Source organism: Pirellulales bacterium, from assembly GCA_035939775.1.
Classification (GTDB): domain Bacteria; phylum Planctomycetota; class Planctomycetia; order Pirellulales; family DATAWG01; genus DASZFO01.
This window is the reverse complement of record DASZFO010000218.1, coordinates 1-18,226: the sequence shown is the minus strand read 5'-3', so window position 1 is coordinate 18,226 and position 18,226 is coordinate 1. Positions and strand designations below refer to the sequence as shown.

Sequence of the window (18,226 nt, the reverse complement as noted above, 5' to 3'; positions counted from 1 at the left end):
TGCGTTCGGCGTCGTGTGGAGCTTCGTGTTCAAAGCCCTGGCGATGGTCGTTCTGCGGTTCCGCGACCACACGCACCGCGATTTCAAGGTGCCGCTCAATATCCGCCTCGGCAAGTATGAATTCCCGATCGGCTTGGCGCTCATTTTTCTCGTGCTGTTCATCGCGGCCATCACGAACTTGCTCACGAAGACCACGGCCACCACCTGGGGCATGGGCTTTACGGCTGGCTTCCTGGCCGTCTTCATCCTCACGGAAAAGGCCCATGAGCGGCGACGCAAGGGAGAGCATCACGTCCACCAAGAGCAATTCCGCCAGCAAACCGCGCCGCAAGTTTCGCTTACTGGGTTGGGCCTCGACAAGAAACCTTATCGCAAGTTGGTCGCGATACGCTCGCCGAACAATCTATTCATGCTCGAAAAGGCGCTGGCCGAATCCGATCCGACGACGACCTCGGTCGTTGTCATGACGGCCAAGGTCGAGCCCGGCGTCGCCACTCAGCGACCGCCAGACCAGGACCTCGACACCTACGATCAGCAGCTCATGACGGCCGTCGTCACGCGGGCCGAAAAGAGCGGCAAGGAGGTGACGCCGCTCATCGTTCCCACGAACAGCCCGCTGTTCGCCGTGATCAACACGGCCAAAACGCTCGAGGTGCAGGAGTTGATCATGGGCGTATCGAATAAGAACACGGCCGATGAGCAGCTCGATCAGATCGCCCTCTACTGGTTCAACGTCTGCGAGGGAAACCCCAAGCCGCTCACGGTGCGGATCGTCAGCCACGATCGCGAGGTACACCTCGATCTGGCCGGCGGCAACCGCATCCCGAAAATCAGCGAGCGGCAGGCCCGCTCGGTTGCCGAGCTGCGCGCCGCGGGGATCGGCGTGAATCGGGTGCTCCTCGTCCACGATGGCACCTCGATCAGCCACGATCTTTTCCAGTCGGTCCTTACGATGCTCGATCCGCAAGTGACGCTCGGGCTGGCAATCGTCCCCGCTTCAGGTCTCAAAGCCGAAGAAGTCGAGCACGCCATCCGCTTCGACGAAGCCCGCGCGAAACAGCTCGGGCGCGCTTTGAGCATCGCGGTCGTGAAGGGCGAAACGGGCCCCGAAATCGCCAAGCTGGCCCGCGACGGGCAATACGATCTGGTTGTCGCCCCCTTGCCGGAGCAATGGGTCGATTCAATCAGCCGCGCCCGCTTTCCATGGCTCGACTATCTGCTCGAACACGCCCATTGCCCGGTTTCCTTGACCTCCCCGCCGGCGATCCCGATGGAAGTGGACGACGACGACGATTCCGCCGCCAGATGACATGTCAACGGCGACATTCCTAGTCAGTTAGATAATGCTCGATTTGTCGCGTTTGCCGCGGAGCCGTAGCATGGGTTGGATGGTCGGACGTATGAGAGCGTTAGCGTGGAAGCTCTCGTTAGCCGGTTCGCTTGCCAACCGGAGGATGTGCGTGACGCAGCGAACAGTTGAACCGATGAACGAGGAGAAAGGTCGAGCATGAATCGAGACGATGCCTATGCTTTGGTCTGCGAGTATACGCAGAGCGACAGCTTGCGGAAGCACATGCTGGCGGTCGAAGCGGCGGTGCGGGCCTATGCCCGAAAGTTCGGCGAGGACGAAAACGTATGGGGGATCACGGGTCTGCTGCACGATTTCGATTACGAACGCTGGCCGAATCCTCCGGATCATCCGCTGAAGGGCGCAGCGATCCTTGCCGAGCGCGGATATCCGGATCCTGTGATTTATGCGATCAAGTCGCACGCCGATTATCTGCCGGATTGTCCGCGGGTGTCGCGGTTGGACAAGGCGCTCTATGCGTGCGACGAATTGGCCGGCTTTTGCACGGCCGCGGCAATGGTTCGGCCCGAGGGAATCATCGGGATGAAAGCGTCGAGCGTCCGCAAGAAGATGAAGGCCAAGGGGTTTGCCGCGGCGGTGAACCGCGATGATATCGTCCGCGGCGCGGCGGATTTGGGGGTCGATTTGGACGAACATGTTCAGTTTGTGATCGACGCGATGGCGCAAATTGCCACGGTCTTGGGGTTGGACGGTCGGACGCATATTGCTTGACCGCCATGTTCGGTCGGGTTAGTCTGAAATGATGTAAAGTCAAGGGACTGCCCCTGTTCGACCAAGCGGCACTTCGAGCGGTCGAGTCTAGGGAAGGCGCGCCCCATCCGACAGCGACGGGGATCGTTTCGGCGATCGGCCTGCGCTTCCGCCGGCCGTCGTGCATGTGGCCTATTAGGTAGGGAGCCCGGTGCGGCGGGTTCCCAACAGTCCCTTGAGCGGTTTGCGACTTAATGAGATTTCCCGACCCAGAAAACCGCGGGCGCCGCTCGCCGCGTCGGAATCGAATTTCGGCTTCCCGCCGAGATGTGAAGCGCGGCGATCGCGCGAGCGTTGCCTTCGAGCAACTCGAATCGCGGTGGATGTTGGCCGCTCATGCGATGACATTCGGGCGATTGGTCTCTGCCACCGCGCACGCGCCGGCTACTCCGGGGGCAGTGCTCGCGCCGGCTAAGGCGCCGGCCGTTTCTGTTGCACCCGGATCGAGCGTGGTGCCAACCGGCGGCGGAGTTAGTTCGATCGTCCGCCCGAGTTTCGTTTTGTATCGGCCGGCCGGCAATGCAGCGCCGTTGAGTTCCCCGAGTCCCACCGGCTTGTCGCCAACCCAGATCCGGCACGCCTACGGTTTCGACCAGCTCACGCTGCCGGGGACCGCTACCGCGGCGGATGGCACCGGCGAGACGATCGCCATTGTGGATGCCTACAACGATCCGAACGTTCGTACGGATCTCCAGGCGTTCGACCAGCAATTCGGGCTAGCTGACCCACCGGCGACAGCGTTCACGATCATGTCGCAGACCGGCAGCACGACGAATCTTCCCGGAATCGATCCAAATGGTCCAGGCGGCAGCTCATGGGAGTTGGAAATCTCGCTCGACGTGGAATTGGTCCACGCGCTCGCGCCGGGCGCGAATATCCTATTGGTCGAGGCGAATTCCTCCGGCGCTGGCGATCTGTTGACGGCCGTGAACACGGCTCGGCAGCAGACTGGCGTCGTCGTCGTCTCGATGAGTTTTGGCTACGACGAATTCTCCAACGACACCACGACCGACAGCACGTTCACTACTCCGAGCGGACATCCGGGCGTGACGTTTGTCGCATCGACGGGCGATAGCGGCGAGCCAGGCTTTTATCCGGCTTTTTCCCCGAATGTGTTGGCCGTGGGGGGTACGACGCTCAGTGTCGATGCGAATGGCAATCGCGTGCCCCAACCTGGCGACGGCGGCATCGGCGAATCCGGCTGGAGCGGCAGCGGCGGAGGAATCAGCACCCTCGAGCCGCAGCCGAGCTACCAGAATGGTGTCGTCACTCAATTTAGCGGCACCAACCGCACGATTCCCGACGTCGCTTTCGACGCCAATCCGACGACTGGGGTCTCGATCTACGACAGTTACGATTTCGGCACAACCGACCCGTGGGTGAAGGTCGGCGGGACCAGCCTTTCCGCGCCCGCTTGGGGAACCTTGATCGCGATCGCCGATCAGGACCGGGTGTCGATCGGAGTGGCGCCGCTCGACGGCCCAACGCAAACGCTGCCCACGATCTACACACTTTCGAGCAACGATTTCAACGACATCATCACGGGCAACAACGGCTTCGCGGCCGGACCGGGCTATGACCTAGTCGCAGGGCTAGGCACTCCGAAAGCTGTGCCCTTGGTGAATGACCTGGTTGGCACATTTCATGTCGCCATGACAAATCCGGCCGCCGGCTCGGCGGTCGCGACCGCTCCGACCGATTTTGCAATTACTTTCAGCAGCCCTTACGCAACCTCAGGCATCGTGGCCAGCGATCTTACGGTCAATGGTGTTGCCGCCGACTCGTTCGCCTTGACCAGCACGACGACGATCACCTTTCACTTTAACACCAGCCCTGTGACAACCCAGGGGCTGCAAAACATGTCGATCGCCGCCGGCACGCTCACGCGACAGGCCGACAACAGCCCGTTGACGGCATTCAGCGGGACATTCCGCTACGACGTGCTGCCGATTGCGATCGACGCGACGACGCCGGCGAATAATTCGATCGTCGCTCTGCCGCTCACCAGCGTGAACGTTCATTTTAACGAGGCCTACGCACCGGCGACGATCGGTGCATCGAACTTGACGCTGAACCAAGGTTCGGTCGCGGGATTTGCATTGATCGACTCTCAAACGGTGCAATACACGCTCTCGGGAATCAACAATCCGGGCACGCTGTCGATCGGCATGGCGGCCGGCACCGTGACCGACACGTTCGGGAATCCTGGCCCGGCCTATTCCGGCAGTTTGCTCCTCAATGGCGGCCCGACGGCGTTCCCCGCGCCACTGACCCAGACGAGCCCGGCCGGTTCGCTCGTGTATCAGAGCAGCCTAAACGGCTCAGTTCTGTTCGCGGGCAACACCGTTGCCTACACGCTGGCCGTGGCGGCAGGACAAACCTTGTCGATCGTGGTCACGCCCGCACCCGGCTTGCAGCCGCAGATTGCTCTGGCGGGGCCAGGCGTCAACACGTCGGCATCATCGGCGTCGGTCGGTATCCCCCTCATCTTGCAGACGGTGCCAATTAACGTCGCGGGAACGTACACGTTCACGGTCAGCGGCGCCAACGGAACGACGGGAAACTATGCGATTCAAGTGGTCTTGAATGCCACGCTCGCGTCCTCGGTCAGCGGCGCGGGCAACCACACTTTGGCCACCGCTCAGAGTATTGATGGCGGTTTCGTCGGGCTGGTCGGTACGGCGCAACGGGCCGCGGTGGTGGGCCCCGCCGGCGTGTTGGTCGGCCCGAATAGCTTCGGATACTCGGCCATAGCAGTCGCGCCGCAGTTCGACGATATCAGCGCGACGGGAACGGTCATCAGCTTTACATCGCCGACGGCCAACCTCTCCTTTCCACTGGGACCGATTTCACCAGCGGGAATCTCCTTTCCATTTTTCGGTACGACCTACAACGCCATCGATGTCAACGTGCATGGCGTGATCACGATGTCGCGAGGAGGCGTTAACGGCAGCAACACGAACCTGTCCTCCTTGCCCGCTCCGACGACCATCGCGCCGCTCTGGGGCAACATCACGATCAGCGGCTCGTCGCAATCCGCCGCCTATTACAAGCTCGAATCGACAGGCGGCGGCAGCAGCCGTTTCGTTATCGAATGGTCGCACGTCAGCTTCGTCGGCGGCCCGCAAACGGGGCAAGTCACGTTCGAGGCGATCCTGAATTCCGACGGGACCATTTTCTTCAACTACCTTAACTTCAACAACAGCCTTTTGCCGCCCGGCAACCCCGGCCCGACGGTGGGAGTCAAGAACTCGAACACGGCCGGCGCCGATCCGCTCGTAGTGCCTAACACATCGGGTCTGAGCCCCATCGTCACGAGCGGCAGCAGCATCGAAATCGCGCCGAGCATCGCCTCGTCTCCGAATGACTACTACGCCTTCAGCTTGGCCGCCGGACAATCGTCGACGCTCGCCGTGGCGGCGCAGAGTTCGGCGGCCGTGCACGTGACCCTGCTCGATTCGCAAGGCAATCCGCTGGCAGCGGGAAGTTCGCCGGGCGCCGGTGCCAATGTCAACGAAGCGATTGCAAACTTCGTCGCACCTACTCCAGGTACGTACTATGCGTTGGTCACCGGAGCGCCGGGCGCGGCGTATAGCCTCGTCGTCACGCGCGACGCGGCTTTCGGCATCGGCAATAATGTGAGCTTTGCCGCAGCTCAAGACATCTCCGCCGATAAGGGAGCGCTTGGGGATATCGTCACCTCGAATTCTGAGAACTGGTATTCGATTAATCTTCCGGCCGCCAGCGGGCTGTATCTCCAAACGTACACTCCCGGCGGCAATTCGGCGCAGTTCGTGGACAACCTCGCCCCGCTGATCCAGCTCTATAGCCCAGCGGACGTCTTGCTCGCGTCCGGACAAGGGACCGGCAACCAGACACTCGGGCAGCAGATTTCAACCGCCGGAACCTATCGCGTCCGCATCTTGTCCACGAATTCCACGACCGGCGAATATTTCCTCAATACCGTCGTGGAGACCGCTCCGCCGAGCGCCAGCATCACGGCAGTCAGCCCGAATCCGAGGAACAGCGCCGTCTCGCAGATGCAGATTGTGTTTAACGAACCGGTCGGCGGCATGTCGTTGTCGGCATTGTCACTGACCGACAACGGCGGACCGAATTTGCTCACCTCGTCGCAAACGGTGACGACGACCGACAACGCGACGTTCACTCTCGGCAATCTCACCCCGCTCACGGGGACAAATGGCACATATGCGCTGACGCTTTCGGCCAGCGGTTCGGGGATTGCCGATTTCGCCGGCGATCCGTTGGCGTCCGGCGCTTCGGCCAGTTTCGTCGTCAACACCACAGCGCCGCAGGTCACGGCGGTGTATGCCAGCGGTGGTTCCAATTGGAGCCAAAGCTTCTATGCTTATTTGGCGGCGAATGCGCTCGGCGACGCTCAATTGGGCTATCGAATATCCGGCGGCGCCGGGCAACTCCTGCCGTTGCCTTGGAATGACGTCACGACACTATCCGTCGTCTTCAGCCAAGATGTGAATATCAATTCCGCGGGACTGGCGCTGGTCGGATCGCCCGATCTGCCAGCGCCGGCTTCGCTGGCGAGCGCGGCGTTTAGCTACGACAATGGCACGCGCACGGCCCAGTGGACGTTTGCCGCCCCTTTGACAGCCGATAAATATCTGTTGGATATTCGTTCCGCGGCCGTGGCCAACACACTTGGCACGCCGCTGGATGGTGAGTGGACGACCGGCACGAGCAGCTTCCCTTCCGGCGATGGCACTTCGGGCGGGGATTTCAACTTCCGTTTCAATCTCCTGCCGGGCGACGCCGATCAGAACGGAGTCATCACCGGCATGGATGGCAACGGCGTCCGTTTGCGATTGCTGCAAGACACGACCGCCGCCAATTATTCGCCGCTGTTCGATCTGAATGGCGACGGCGTTATCACGGGCCAGGATGGGGCCATTGTCCGATCCCAACTGCTGCAACAACTGCCCAGCGACGATCCCGCGCCCCCCGGGCAGGGCTTTGCCCTGCTGGGGCCGGAGGCCGGGGGCCAGAGTCCAGGAATTCCGAGTTCGGTCTCCGGCAGTGGGAACGCCGCGGGCGCTCAAAACCAAACCGCCGCGAACGGCTTATTCTCGCCAACCTGTCCGTTTGCTCCAATCGGTCCGGCGAAACCAAAAGCCGCAACGGCCGCCGGAACGACGGTGCCGGTTCAGACCAAAGTTTTGTCGCCGCCGTCTTCCTCAACCGCCGCCCTGCCGAAACTCGTCCGCGGATTGCGGGCTGCCAGCTCAGCCGATCTGCACGATTGGATATTCGAAGAATTCGAACTGATTGCCGCATCGGGCCGCCGCGGCTTGCTGCGCTGAAGATCGCATTCAGAGCCTATCCGAGAACCGCCGGGGACTGTCCCCTTTTTGCGCAGTCGCGGAGCAAAACGGGGACTGTCCCCTTTGCTCAGGCGGATCTCGGATAGGCTCTTAATTGTCCGAATCCGGAACGCTTGCCCTTTGCCGAAGACGGAATTGCCGCTCCCAATAGATGTATTGCGGGTCTCCGGCGCGAAACGAGAAAACGGCATCTGGCAGGGGCGCCGGCTCCGTGCGACGCGAGTGGACTCGCACGATGACCGCGCCGTCGGAGCGCCGTTCCAAGGAGCAATTCTCAAGCTGCATGGGTCCCCTTTTTCTCGAATCCTATGTTGGGGCGGAGATTGTTGCAGATTTGGCTGCTCAATTCTAGGTCCATTCTTGCTTGGCGCAAATGATCGACGGGCACCCGATTGAGAGCAGTAAGTGCAAGCGACGAAAGCGGAAATCGCCACGATTACAAGCTCGCGCGACGACTAAATCTCGTCGTACTCGGCTGCGCGACGACCTCAAATGGCCCCAAACCCGGCTTTGACACGTTTCGACTGTGCATTTTATACTGATTGGTTCAGCCCGCAATTGTTCTGCCGCGGCGGGGCGGTTCGGGCGTCGATGGCCAGGGGGGACATCCATTATGAATCGCTACAGTTCCGTTAGCGACGATTTCTACGTCAACATGAATCTGGCCACGGAGATGGAACTCCCCAGCAGCCGCGAGACGGTGCTCCATTTCTTCGAGCGGCTGCAAAAGAAATATCCGTCGATGCGGAAGTTCTATTGCCGCGACAAGCGGGATTTCGTGCTCGAGGAAGACAAAGACCAGGGGCATTACCGCTGGGCGACGGTGGAAACCCGCCGGGTCTGCTCCGGCCAAGTCAATCCGTCGAGCGTCGACTCGGCCTTGGAGCAACACAAGTTGGTGCTCGAATTAGCCCCCTTTCTGCTCTCCGTCAGCCCGTTGGATTGCGAAGCGCTCGATTTGCTGTTCGGCTTCGATTTCACGTATCGGGGCAACCACAACCAGCTCGTCGCCGAGGCCCTGGGGATAAGCCCCGGCTTGGAGCGCGTGATCGACATGCCGGGAGGAACGGTCATCAACTACGAGCCGTCGATCACGCTCTCGTTAGATGAGGATTGCCGCACCCAGGTGCGGTTGAGCATCGAGACCCGGACCAACGCCTTTCAGATCCGCACGGGCGAATACACCGAGGATCAATTGAGCGTCTACGTGACGGCCCGCCAATACGGCAGCCTCGAGCCCGACGCGACGTACGTCCAATCGTTGGAGAACCTGGCCCGCACCTGCCGCGAGGTGGTCGACAACTACGTGGTCGAGCAAGTGCTCCAGCCGCTCGCGCGCACGATCGCGATGAAGTGAAGCGTGCTTCTCGGGCAGCGTATTCGTCACGCTCCGCATAACGATCGCGTCCAGCGGCGCTGCGAGTAGATTTCTAATCAATCGCCGCTCGCGCTTGCAGCACGTGGCGGATGATCGATTCCATCCGGCTTTCGTCGGAGAATGGCGAGACGACGTAGCTCTTGAGTGCCACGATTGATTCACCGTAATCCGTCTGTCGGTAGCAGTCGGTGAGCGAAATCGCGACGCCGCGGCCGGCCAGCGCCTCGGAGTGAACCAACTCGTAAATCCGGCGATTGTAATCGTTGTGGGCCAAGAGGGTGTCGCGATACGAAGAATCGAACTGCTCGCGCTGTTTGACGCTGAAGGTGTCGATGCCGTCAGGATAGGCCCGGAACAGCGTGACCGGCCCGACGTTGTCGCCGTTGAGCACAGTCAGATTTGGGTGGGATTCGATCGTTTCGCGGAGCACTTCGGCCATTTCGACGGCGTGCCCCAGCAGCACGCGCAGCCCTTCTTTGCCCAAGAGCCGCAGGCTGGCCAGCGCCGCCAGTGGCCCGGTGCCGGCCCTCGTGGTCTCGAGCGTGAACATCGCCGGATGGTATTCGCCCGATTGAAACAGATAGGGCATCGTCGCCCGCGAGCGGGCAATCCGGCCGAAATCGCCGCGGTCCTTCGCCAGCACGAGCGACGAGACATAGGGAGCAAACCCAGACTTGTGGAAGTCGATTCCAACCGTGTCGGCCAGGTGCAAATGGCGGATGCGATGCGAAGCCGCGGCCAGCGCCCGCATCGTCCGGCCGCGGAAGCCGAGTTCGTTCGCCAGCCAGTTGTAATCGTTGAACACCGACCAGGCCCAGCCGATCACCGCATCGGCATGGATGTGCGGCCGGTAGCCCAGCTTGAACTCGGCGATCAGCCGCTCGCGCAGGGCGTGGATCGCTTCGAGATCGTCGATCCCGAAGGCGTCGGTCGTCCCCATCGTCGCGATGATTGCGGCGATTTTATGTCCTTTGGCGAGCGATCCTCGGGCGGCATCTTCCAACGCATCGAGCCGGATTGAGTTATCTTGATGGCTCGGCACGGCGACGACGTGATCCTGACCGATCCCGAGCCAGGCGGCCACATTCAGGCACGAATAGTGACCCTGTTGCGAGACGAGCACGACCGCGTCCTCGCGCAGTCCCCGCTGCCCGGCGCCGGGAATCGCTTTTTCCAAGCCAATTCGGACTCCGTACAACAGCCCGCCGGTCCCGCCGAAAGTGAACACACCGGCGGCGGCGGCCGGATCGTAGCCGATCAGCTCGGCCGTCATCGCAGCGGCGGAGACCTCGGCTTCAGCGATGCGAATGGCACTCTCGTCGCTGCACAGATTCGGATTGTAAATCGACGGCAGCAGCACGCCGATGATGCTGGCGATCGACGGCTGCGGCACGATGTTGAGCTGGCTGCCCGGATGCCCCCAAACGAACATGCCGTGGAGATACTGGACCAGCTCGGGAATTACCTCTTCCAACGACTTTTCGTCCGGCTCGACGCGGCGCCGCCGAGCGGCTTCGTAATCCGGCTGGCACGGCGTGCCCAGGATCGGCGCCTGCGATTTGAGCGCATCGACTTGCTCGAGCGCTCGGAGGATCGAAAACACAAAGTAGGCATCGTGCACCGGATTGGAAACCGGCTGCGGAAAGGCTTGCCGCAGAGAATCCAATCGTTCGCGATATCGAGGAGTGGTCATGTGTTTTTCGACTTCGATCCGGCTCCCTCACACTCCGGTTCGCGAGCGAACCGGCTAACGAATGTCATCCGGCGCTGCCATCCCGTCGCGAATTGCCTCCTGCCGTCTGCCGACTCTCTTCCGCCGCCGCTTGTTCGGCGAATCGTCGAGTTGTATGCTCAGCACTGGCAATTCGCAAGATACTGGTTCTTTTCTCGGAGACTATAGCGATGTGCAAACGGTTGCCCTGGGCATTGATGTTGGCTTTGACCGCGCTGCTTGGTTGCACCAAATCGCCGGCCGATTCCGGCAAAGGAAATGCCGCCGATTCATCCGGAACGAGCGCGACTTCATCCGCCACGAGCACCGTCAATTCGGGCGGGAAGAAATTTCGCATCGCCGTGATTCCGAAGGGGACCGGTCATCAATTCTGGAAATCGGTCGAGGCCGGGGCCCGCAAGGCGGCCGTTGAGACCGGCGCCGAAATCACCTTCAAAGGCCCGACCGGCGAAGGAGACACGACCGGTCAGATCCAGATCGTCGAAAACTTTCTGGCCGACGGATACGATGCGATCTGCCTGGCCCCGTTGGACGCCGTCGCTCTGCGAAAGCCGGTGGATGAGGCGATCAAGAACTACGTGCCGGTGATCATCTTCGATTCGGAACTCAAGGACATGACCGGAATCACCAGCTTCGTCGCCACGAACAATTATCACGCCGGCCAGCGAGCGGGCGAGTATCTAGCCGAGCTGCTCGGCGGCAAGGGCCATGTGATCTTGATGCGATACAACATTAACTCGGCCAGCACGGAAGCCCGCGAGCAGGGTTTCCTCGACGCCCTGGCGAAATCCCAGGGGATTGAATTGCTCTCCTCCGACAAGCACGGTGGCCCCGGCGAGGCCGATTCGGTCAAGCTCGGCGAGGACTTCCTGCTCAACTTCGGCGAGAAGATCGACGGCATCTTCTGCCCCAATGAATCGACCGCTTCCGGCATGCTCACCGCCCTGAAGAAAGATTCGCGCGGATTGGCGGGCAAGATCAAGTTCGTCGGCTTCGATTCGAGCGACAATTTGGTGGGCGGACTGAAGGACGGGTATCTCAACGCCGTCGTCTTGCAAGACCCCGTGCAAATGGGTCACGACGCGGTCCAGACCGCCGTGCAAAAGCTGCGCGGCGAAAAAGTGCCGGAGAAGATCGAGGTCCCCGAAGCGTTGGCCACCACCAAGAACTTGAGCGAACCGAAGATCGACTCCCTGCTGCATCCCGCGAAGGCTGACTAGCGGAGCACCAAAGCCGACGGGTGCCATGGCCACTGCTCTGAGTGGCCATGCACCGCCTCAGTCACACGCCCACGCCGACCTGCTGGCGCCGGTGCCCGCGTGGGCATGGCAGACTACATTTTAGAACAGGTCCAATACTCTATCAAGCAAAAACTGAGAATTCAAATCGCACTTCTCAGGTTGGCATCGACTGAATGTCCGCACTTCTTTCCATGTCGGGCGTCTCGAAATCGTTCGGGGCGACCCGAGCGCTCGTCGATGTCTCGTTTGAAGTCGAGCGAGGGCAGGTGCGCACGTTGATCGGCGAGAACGGCGCCGGGAAATCGACGTTGATGAAGATCCTGGCCGGCGTTTATGTGCCGGACGCCGGGCGACTCACGGTCGAGGGAAAGCGCTACGCGCCCGCCCGGCCCGTCGATGCAATCCGGGCCGGCGTGGCGATGATCTATCAGGAATTGAATCTCGCGCCGCACCTGTCAGTTGAAGCGAACATCCTGCTCGGCCAGGAACGCTCGCGGTTCGGTTGGCTGCGCAAGGGGCAACAGCGGCAGATCGCGCGCAATGCATTGGCTCGGCTTTCACAGCCGAATTTGGCGCTGGACATCCCGGTCGGTCGATTGCCGATTGCCAAGCAGCAATTGGTCGAGATCGCGCGAGCGCTGGCATCCGATGCCCGCATTCTCGTGTTTGACGAGCCGACCAGCTCGCTTACCGAGGAGGACACGGCGCATCTATTTGCCGTGATTCGCGACCTGCGGGGGGCGGGATTGGGAATCGTTTATATCAGCCACTTTCTCGAAGAGGTGACGCGGATCGGCGATGTATTCACGGTGCTCCGCGATGGGCGCTCCGTGGCTGAGGGGCGACTGGCCGAGGTCACTTCGGCCGATCTTGCCCGCTCGATGGTCGGTCGCGAGATCGACGAACTGTTCCCCAAGTCGCAGCACAAGCCCGGGCCGCCGCTGTTGGAAGTCCGCAATCTCAGCGGGCGAACGTCTCCGCAGGGGATCGATCTGGTGCTGCACCGCGGCGAAATCTTCGGTCTCGCCGGTTTGGTCGGAGCGGGGCGGAGCGAACTCGTGCGGGCGATCTTCGGTCTCAATGAAGTCCGCTCCGGCGATGTTCGCGTCCTTGGCGTCGGTCCGGTCGGCCACAGCCCGAGTTTGAGCATTCGGCGCGGTTTGGGCTTGGTGAGTGAAGACCGCAAGGCGGAAGGCCTCGCGATCGCGCTTTCCATTGCGGACAATCTCACGCTAACCGACTTGGGGCCTTATCGCCGCTTCGGCTTTCTCAATCTGCGCCGCCGCCGCGCCGCGGTCCGCCAATGGTTGAGCCGCATCGAGTGCAAGGCGGCTGGGCCGGACCAGCCGATCGGACAGCTTTCCGGCGGCAATCAGCAGAAGATTGCCATCGCTCGACTGCTGCACCAGCAGGCCGACCTGCTGCTCATGGACGAGCCGACGCGCGGGATCGACATCGGCACGAAGGCACAGATTTACCGCCTGATCGGCGAGTTGGCGGCCCAGGGAAAAGCGATTATCCTGGTGAGTTCCTACTTGCCCGAATTGATGAACGTCTGTGATCGAATTGGTGTGATGTTCCGCGGCCGGCTGCGCGAAGTCCGCCCGGCCAAGGATTGGACGGAGGAAGAAGTGATGCAATACGCCACGGGGACTGCCGCGGAAACGGCAGCGGAATCCACTGACGGCCAAGGCACGCATCGGGCCGAGAGCGACGGATGAATGATCCCCAAGTCAGCTCGTTGGCCGCCGCGTCGGCCCCGCTCAAATCGCAGCACAGGTGGATGCTCTGGACGATTTGGCGAGTTCTCCAACCGTTCATCGTGCTGCTGGTCGTGGTTGGCGTCTTTCTTGCGTACGGCTGGCTCTTCAAATCCAGCGCCACGTTTTTGTCGTCCTATCGGCTCACCTTGATCGCCAAGCAGACGGCCATCGTCGGCATGGGCGCATTGGGAATGACCGTCATGATCATCAGCGGCGGAATCGATCTTTCCGTCGGCGCGATCTTGGCGCTGGCGGCCGTCGCGCTGGCGGCTGGACTGCGGGACGGCATGAATCCTTTCCTGATCACGTTGCTCGTTTTGGCGATCGGAATGGCCGCGGGCGCGGTCAATGGGATTCTCGTCACGGGGTTGCGCTTGGTTCCATTCATCGTGACGCTCGGCACGATGCTCATCTTTCGCGGCGTGGCGGAACAAATTGCCCACCAGGAGAAGATTGCAGTCGAGGCGGCGGAAGCGCCGCGGTGGCTCTCCACTCTTCTCGATTCGCCCGCCAAAGGCAGCTTGCAACTGATGGCAACCGGCGCGTGGTTGGTCGTCTTGCTGGGAATCGCGCTGGCGGTGGTGATGCATTTCACCGTGTTCGGCAGGCACGTTTTCGCGATCGGCTCAAGCGAAGCCACCGCGCGGCTCTGCGGCATCAATGTTCCGCGAACGAAGATCATCGTCTACGCGCTCGGCGGGCTGTTTATGGCTCTGGCCGGCTTGTTCAGCTTCAGCGACCTGGGGAACCAGGGAGACCCCGGAGCGGGGCTCGGCATGGAGCTGGACATCATCGCGGCCGTGGTGATCGGCGGCGGCAGCTTGAGCGGCGGACGAGGAAGCGTGCTGGGCTCGATCGTCGGCGCCTTGACGATGACCACCCTGCACAGCGGCTGCGTCTACGCACAGGTGAGCGATCCGATCCAAAAGATCATCATCGGCGGGATTATCATCGCCGCCGTGGCCATCGATCAGTTCACGCAAACGCGGCTGCGACGCTAGGGCGGCGTTTCGCTCAATTTCGCTTCGTGCTGGAATTCGCGACTGCCGATCCATCGAAATCTAACCACAAAAAGTCCGACGATGAAGAAGCTTGCCATTAGCGCGGTATAGAATAAACACATCGGTCTCGTTTGATCGTAGCTCGTTGCCCTCAACCCGACAGCGCTGCCTACGAATGCAGTGATTAGGATGACGGCGAGCATGAGTGCGGAAGAGACTAGCATTCTTCGTACGATTCCCGCCGACCGTCCGCAACCGGCGTTCAAGTACTCAGAGGACGCAAAGACTAATGCGATGAGCGTTCCGACAATCCAGTCTTCAGCGAAACCGAATGTACGATTTAGGGACGTTTCACAATAGAACTTTCCGCCCTCAACAAACACACCGTACCCGACTAACGCCAATGCAAACGCGCGGATCAATCGCCAACCGATGGCGGAACCGCGACTCAAGTCATTTGTAGTCTCAAACGGCAGATCGGTGGATTGCGGCGACCCATACGGGTTTGCAAGCGGCATGGCGAGGAACCACTCGGTTTTCCTTGGCGAATTGCGCTAAAGGGATGGTACGTCCGCTTGCGTCCAGCGTCCATCGATCAGCCGCCACGTCTGGCCGGTCGGATTCTTGTCGGCCAAGAGCGGCGGCAAACGATCGCGTCGGACATTGTCGTAGCAGACAAGCATTGCAAACCGGCGAAGCGCGGCGGGCATGCCGACCGCCGTGAACCCCGGATGTCCCGTCGCCGGAAACGGGCCGCCGTGATTCATCGCCGGAGAGACAGCCACGCCGGTCGGCATTTTGTCGTTGATCAAGCGCCCCACGCGCGACCGCAGGCGCGCGGCCAACGCACGATAGGCCGCGTCGTCGCGGCCGGCGGTGTCCGAGTAAATCGAACCCGTGAGATTGCCCTCCAAGGTGTCAATAATTCGAACCGCTTCCGCGACATCGGCCGCGACGACAAAAAGCGAGGCATTTCCAAAGGCTTCGGTTTGCAGCGCCTCGGTGCTGGCGAGAAACTGTCGGCCAGACACACGGAGCACGGTGTTCGCATGGCTGTGCCCTTTGCCGCCGCCGGCCGCGCCACCGGCGACAACTTCCGCTCCGGCCGACCGCAAGACTTCGATGCCCGCCGCGAGCGCCTTCGCCACTCCGCCGGCCAGAAGTGTTCCAACCGGCGCCGCGCGAAATCGTGCCGCGACCGCGGCGACAAACGCCTCGCTCTGCTCTCCGGCTAAAAGGACGACAAGTCCGGGGTTCGTGCAAAACTGACCGGTCCCCGCCAAGCAGCTTCCGACGAACTGATCGACGATCTCCGCCGACCGCTCTGTCAAGGCATGCGGCAGAACGACCACGGGGTTGATCGACGACATCTCCAGATAGATCGGCTTTCCCGCGGCGTCGGCGGCCGTTTTCAGTTGCAGCCCCGCTCGGCGGCTGCCCGTGAATCCGGTCGCGCCGATTCGCCGATCGGAGACGAGCCGCAATCCATCAGTCGGACTGAGCCGATAGAGCAACTGCACGGCGCCGCGCGGCATTTCGGTCTCGGCGGCGGCGGCCCGAATTTCCTCAGCCAAGAACCGCGTGGTGCCGGGATGCGACGGATGCCCCTTGGCGATGACAGGATTGCCGGCGGCGATCGCGGCGGCGAAATCTCCACCGCAGATGCCGTTGAACGCCAGCGGGAAATTGTTCGGGCCGAACACGCAGACCGGCCCGATCGGCGCGAAGCATGAGCGGATATTGGCAGTCACGTCGATCGTCGGCAAGGCCCAGGAACCTTCACGCGCGGCGACAGCGGCCTGGCGCAGTTGGTTCGTCGTCCGCGGCAGCTCGACCTCCGCCAATCGCGGTGCGACGGGCAATCCGGTCTCCAGGTGAGCGACCGCAACGATTTCCCCGCGGCGCGCTTCGATCCGCTCGGCAGCGCGTTCGAGAAAGCGAGCGATGTTTGCGGCGGAAATCTCGCGGAGCCGCTCGGCGGCCGCAACCGCCGCCTCAAGCGCCGCCTCGCAATCGCTCCACGAACTCACCGGATACAGATCCGCCAGCAGCTCGCGCGTGATGGGATTCTCCGCTTGAAACGTCTTCACCGCAGCCGCGGCACGCCATTGACCGTCGATAAGAACCGGCTGAGATTGCATAATTGACGCTCCTTCGAGCCGTTTAATTCGGAGCGAACGGCGACGGCGAGCACCCCGCGCAGCGCCGTCGCCGTGGGCTCCAGGGCAATCCATGATAGCAAACCCCCGATGCTTTCGAGAAGCGCCGTGAGTGGCAAGTTGGAGTTCGAGGAATGGCAATTCGATCGGGAAATCTTTCGCGAGCCCAACGGGACTCTTCACGCTGCGAGTGTAGAAGTTGCCTCATGCGGAGGCGCTAGGCATGCACTCACGCCGCTTGACGCGCAGCTTCAGTGAGGCGATCCGCTGGGTCAATCCGCAGAGCGCGATGTTCCAAATCGCCGCGGGCCGCGGTGCGAACCGCGACGATAAACCAGATGGTCGTGCCTAAGCCAAGCACACCGGCCCGCCCGGTCCAGTCGAGCAGCAGATAGTGCGCGACCATCAGTCCGCAAGCCGAGATGGCTAGCGCCTTCGCCTTGCCCGTTCGGCCCGCCTGCCATTGCCAGGCGGGAACCAAGAGCAATCCGGGCAGCCACAGGAGATAGTGATGGGCCCACGATAGCGGCGAGATCACAAGCGTCAAGGTCGAGGACAGGCCAAACATCGCCGCCATTTCGAGGTCGCCGCCGCGCCGCGCTGTCCTCCAGCCGCCAATGACAAGCAGCGCCAAAAGAGCCAGCCGAACCGGCGCGAGCGCGTGCTGCACGGCCGGTTGATCAATCGGTGCAGCGGCAGGCCGGCGAGTGACGTCGTCGCCCGACAAATCACTCGGTCCCCCGGCCAGCGCATACGCGGACCAATTCCCCAGTCGCTGGACGGCATTCGCCAGGCTCTGATTGCGGACGCTGTAAAACCCGGAGTTGTTCTCTTCGCCCATATCGTTGTGGACCACGACGCGATCGATCCAAGTGTGCAAGTGCTTCAGATTGGCGGCATCGCCGATCGCTAGACCGGGAAGAATGATAATGAACCACAACAGGCCGATCCCCGTGCCGGCCAGCGCTCCGGCGAAGCGGCGAGTCGGCACGGCGGACCAGCGGCCGGAATAGGCCGCCAGCAACAGCAATCCGAGAAGGAATAAGGCCGGCAGCGCGGGCGTCAGTTTGATTGCGATCGACCCGGCCAGCGCAGCACCGCCGGCAAACGGGCCCCACCACGATCGGTTCTCCGCCGTTAGCCGGTAGCCGAGCAGAATCAGATACACGACCAAAATGCCGACTTGCCCGCGCTGCAAGCAATTCAGCGCCGGCAGCGCGAGCGTTGCGGCCGCGATCGCGCCCAACCAGATCGGCGGCGCGCGTTGAGCGCCCGCGGATGGTTGCGTCGCGCGAGCGGCAACCGCCAATCTCCATATACGAATCGATTCGCGATGGCAGCCGTAAGCGAACGCCAGCGAAATGAAGTACCACACGACCGCTTGCCACTGGGGGTCCAGCGCGGCCAGCGGCGAGACGAGGATTGCAAACAGCGGCGGGTAGAGATAGCGCCAGCCGCGCGGATTGCTGACATCAT

General features: G+C 61.9%; 10 protein-coding genes. 7 read left to right on the top strand and 3 right to left on the bottom strand.

Annotated features, from left to right (window positions below):
• The 4 genes from VGY55_13620 to VGY55_13605 form a co-directional block, all read left to right on the top strand.
• Positions 1–1,309: universal stress protein (locus VGY55_13620; protein ID HEV2971006.1), on the top strand; the 1,309-nt coding region annotated here is incomplete at its 5' end.
• A gap of 198 nt (positions 1,310–1,507) precedes the next feature.
• Positions 1,508–2,080, top strand: coding sequence for an HDIG domain-containing protein (locus tag VGY55_13615; GenBank protein HEV2971005.1), 573 nt, complete (start codon positions 1,508–1,510; stop codon positions 2,078–2,080).
• A 308-nt stretch (positions 2,081–2,388) separates the two neighbouring features.
• Positions 2,389–7,455 (top strand): pre-peptidase C-terminal domain-containing protein, encoded by a 5,067-nt coding sequence (locus VGY55_13610; protein ID HEV2971004.1) that lies wholly within the window; start codon positions 2,389–2,391, stop codon positions 7,453–7,455.
• A 634-nt stretch (positions 7,456–8,089) separates the two neighbouring features.
• A complete protein-coding gene (locus VGY55_13605) occupies positions 8,090–8,833 on the top strand; it encodes a hypothetical protein (protein ID HEV2971003.1) in 744 nt (247 codons plus the stop codon).
• A 73-nt stretch (positions 8,834–8,906) separates the two neighbouring features.
• Here VGY55_13605 and VGY55_13600 read toward each other — a convergent pair whose 3' ends face one another.
• Positions 8,907–10,547 carry a pyridoxal-dependent decarboxylase gene (locus tag VGY55_13600; GenBank protein HEV2971002.1) on the bottom strand — a complete coding sequence of 547 codons (1,641 nt, stop codon included), beginning with the start codon at positions 10,545–10,547 and terminating at the stop codon, positions 8,907–8,909.
• 209 nt (positions 10,548–10,756) lie between these two features.
• On the opposite strand from VGY55_13600, the gene VGY55_13595 reads away from it, so the two are divergent.
• The 3 genes from VGY55_13595 to VGY55_13585 all read left to right on the top strand — a co-directional run bounded on the left by VGY55_13595 (position 10,757) and on the right by VGY55_13585 (position 14,591).
• Positions 10,757–11,806 carry a substrate-binding domain-containing protein gene (locus tag VGY55_13595; protein ID HEV2971001.1) on the top strand — a complete coding sequence of 350 codons (1,050 nt, stop codon included), beginning with the start codon at positions 10,757–10,759 and terminating at the stop codon, positions 11,804–11,806.
• 194 nt (positions 11,807–12,000) lie between these two features.
• The gene (locus tag VGY55_13590; GenBank protein HEV2971000.1) at positions 12,001–13,548 is read left to right on the top strand and encodes a sugar ABC transporter ATP-binding protein; all 1,548 of its coding nucleotides are present in this window, start codon (positions 12,001–12,003) and stop codon (positions 13,546–13,548) included.
• The gene (locus tag VGY55_13585) at positions 13,545–14,591 is read left to right on the top strand and encodes an ABC transporter permease (protein HEV2970999.1); all 1,047 of its coding nucleotides are present in this window, start codon (positions 13,545–13,547) and stop codon (positions 14,589–14,591) included. The genes VGY55_13590 and VGY55_13585 overlap by 4 nt, the downstream gene beginning before the upstream one ends.
• 554 nt (positions 14,592–15,145) lie before the next feature.
• On the opposite strand, the gene VGY55_13580 is transcribed toward VGY55_13585, so the two are convergent.
• Together VGY55_13580 and VGY55_13575 are read right to left on the bottom strand one after the other, a co-directional pair.
• Positions 15,146–16,732, bottom strand: a complete 1,587-nt coding sequence (locus VGY55_13580; protein ID HEV2970998.1) for an aldehyde dehydrogenase family protein — start codon at positions 16,730–16,732, stop codon at positions 15,146–15,148.
• A gap of 247 nt (positions 16,733–16,979) precedes the next feature.
• On the bottom strand, positions 16,980–18,226 hold a 1,247-nt coding region (locus VGY55_13575; protein ID HEV2970997.1), incomplete at its 5' end, for a glycosyltransferase family 87 protein.

Bases quoted from the DNA above. Each gene is read 5' to 3' on its own strand.
- VGY55_13585 (HEV2970999.1), top strand. From the start codon at position 13,545: ATGAATGATCCCCAAGTCAGCTCGTTGGCCGCCGCGTCGGCCCCGCTC.
- VGY55_13595 (HEV2971001.1), top strand. From the start codon at position 10,757: ATGTGCAAACGGTTGCCCTGGGCATTGATGTTGGCTTTGACCGCGCTG.
- VGY55_13580 (HEV2970998.1), bottom strand. From the start codon at position 16,732: ATGCAATCTCAGCCGGTTCTTATCGACGGTCAATGGCGTGCCGCGGCT.
- VGY55_13615 (HEV2971005.1), top strand. From the start codon at position 1,508: ATGAATCGAGACGATGCCTATGCTTTGGTCTGCGAGTATACGCAGAGC.
- VGY55_13600 (HEV2971002.1), bottom strand. From the start codon at position 10,547: ATGACCACTCCTCGATATCGCGAACGATTGGATTCTCTGCGGCAAGCC.
- VGY55_13590 (HEV2971000.1), top strand. From the start codon at position 12,001: ATGTCCGCACTTCTTTCCATGTCGGGCGTCTCGAAATCGTTCGGGGCG.
- VGY55_13605 (HEV2971003.1), top strand. From the start codon at position 8,090: ATGAATCGCTACAGTTCCGTTAGCGACGATTTCTACGTCAACATGAAT.